2 protein-coding genes are annotated in these 2,451 nt (G+C 34.0%); both read right to left on the reverse strand.

What is annotated here, in order from left to right:
* Nucleotides 1-972: 972 nt before the first annotated feature.
* A complete protein-coding gene (locus tag ACFIJW_RS00195) occupies nt 973-1,809 on the reverse strand; it encodes a hypothetical protein (RefSeq protein ID WP_375632687.1) in 837 nt (278 codons plus the stop codon).
* Between the two features lie 117 nt (nt 1,810-1,926).
* Complete coding sequence (locus ACFIJW_RS00200) at nt 1,927-2,409, reverse strand: hypothetical protein (protein WP_375632689.1); 483 nt, start codon at nt 2,407-2,409, stop codon at nt 1,927-1,929.
* Nucleotides 2,410-2,451: the final 42 nt, after the last annotated feature.

The following is a 2,451-nucleotide window of genomic DNA, read 5'->3' on the forward strand; positions in this document are numbered from 1 at the left end:
GTTTGAACCTGTCATAAGCTTATAGGTTTAATTTAAAAAATTGCATAAAAGGATTAAGGATAAAATCGCTTTTAAAACGCTTACTAAAAGTTAAAAAAACGATAAAGAGGTATTTTATATCTTATGAAATGAAAAGCCTTTTAATGAATAGATTGCAGACTAGTTTTTAAGAACGGAATTATTCGCTTCCACAAAAAAATGGAGGCGGGTAATACCATAGCAGTAAAATACTATTTTACCTTAGATATGGTACTAAAAAACGTTTTAAAAGTTACCATTTAAAAGTACAGAGCACAAATATAGAGCGATTAATTTGCAAAGAAGTTCTGTTTAAAAGAAACTTATGAAAGCCTTTCTAAATGAACGTTTAAACATTTGAAACAGATGTTTATAACAGTTTTTAAAGCCTTGCGTTTGATAAAAGCGGTTATTTATTTGTCTTATGAGAGATTGTTTTGAAAACCAATACTCGTAAATGTAAAAAACGAGTTTTGTTAAAGCTAACAAGCGTTTTGATTTTATAGAATGCGTTATGTGAATTCACTCAGCTCGATTTTGAGCTTAGTATATTGAAACGTTTTAAAAGAAGCATCATGATCATGGGCTTTGTTTTCAATGAATCTCTTTAAAAGATAAAGACGTTATGATTAATACGTTTGAGAGAAACAAAAAGCATTTATAGGCTCTCTCATTCAAATGAGTGATTAAAGATCATATGCATCATTTACGTTCCTTTTGATAAGTTTTCATATCTCTCATAGAGCGCTTGTAATATAATACGTTTTGTATATATGCACTGATTACTCCATTGTGGATGATTCATTTTAATCAATAAAAAACGCTATTTGAAAGCCGCGTCATATCATTTGGCACGGCTTTTTTTATGTTACTCTCTCTTTTATGATATGTTTATAGCAATGCATTTTATATGCGTTTATAACCATAAAGAATGCACGCCCCCCATGTCTCTTTTTATTCTGTTTTATCAGTTATATTGACAACATTATCCCTTTCATAAACCTCACAATTTTTTGGAACCAACCTTACTTTGCTTTTTTTATTGATTTTTGCATTGCCATAAACACGCCCCCAGATCGTTGCACAATATGAGATTTNATTGATTTTTGCATTGCCATAAACACGCCCCCAGATCGTTGCACAATATGAGATTTTAGCATTGCCATAAACAGAGCCATAAATCTCACAAGAGCCACTCACACAAGCATTCCCATAAACCTTGCCATAAATCTTTGCACGACCATTAATAACAGCATAATTATAAACTTTTGCATGGCTATAAATGCAAGCAGAGCCACAAACCTTGGCATGACCATAAACGCGTGCATAACTAAAAACCGTAGCATCATAAGAAACATGCGCATGGTCATAAATATGAGCATCAGCAAGAATGCGGGCACTACCATTCACATGAGCATACCCATAAACATTGCCATAAACATGAGCATTGCCATAGACAAAAGCATGGTCATAAACTTTAGCATATTGAGAGATAAAAGCTTTTCCATAGACTTCAGCATTGCCATAAACTTGACCACAGACTTGCGAATAATGCCGTATTTTTGCATCATCATACACTCTTGCATGACCATAGACACAAGCCTCATCATAGACCCAGCAATTGCCATCATGGGATAGATTAGCTTCCTTTTCAATAAAGCCGCCTAAAGCACCCGCCTTTATATCATCAAAATCTTTTAAAGCTTTAATGCGATAAAGGTTTATAATATTTCGAGTAAGAGCATGTTTGATTTTTTTGATTTCACTGGTTAATTCGTATTTTTTGCACATAGAGATACCCTCACAATTTAATGTGATAAACGTTTGATAAAATTTGAAATGGAAAAATTGGGTTGGAAAGCAGGCGCCCCCGCCGCGCCCGTGCTTTCATTTACACTGCTTTATTGATTAGACCCAGACAATCTCTAATTCACCATAAGGAGAGAGACGTTCAGTATAGGTTTTTATTTTAGTAGACCCGCCGACATTTTCACGAATAACAGCAATGCCATGAATATTGGCATTTTCATAAACATGCACGTTATTTGCTATACGAGCATTTTCATAAACCCTAGCATTGTCATAAACATAGGCATTATCATAAATAATAGCCTTGCCATACACATGTGCATTACCATAAACATGGGAATTATCAGAAATAACAGCATTGCCAAAAACCCTTGCATTTTCATAAACGTGACCATTTTTAAACACAAGAGCCTCATCATACACCCAGCAATTCCCATCATGAGAGAGGTTGCTTTCCTTTTCAATAAAGCCACCTAAAGTACCTGCTTTGATATCAGAAAAGTCTTTTAATGCTTTAATGCGATAAAGGGTATGATTACCAAATACACGCGTTTCATTTGTGAGTGCAAACTTCTTTTGCATGAGCACAATTCCTTTATAGAGATTTAAATTTTTAAATGAGAT

The organism is Bartonella sp. MM97QHHN (assembly GCF_042194285.1).
Lineage (GTDB): Bacteria > Pseudomonadota > Alphaproteobacteria > Rhizobiales > Rhizobiaceae > Bartonella.

Coding starts and splice junctions, on each gene's coding strand:
- ACFIJW_RS00200 (WP_375632689.1), bottom strand. CDS start 2,409: ATGCAAAAGAAGTTTGCACTCACAAATGAAACGCGTGTATTTGGTAAT.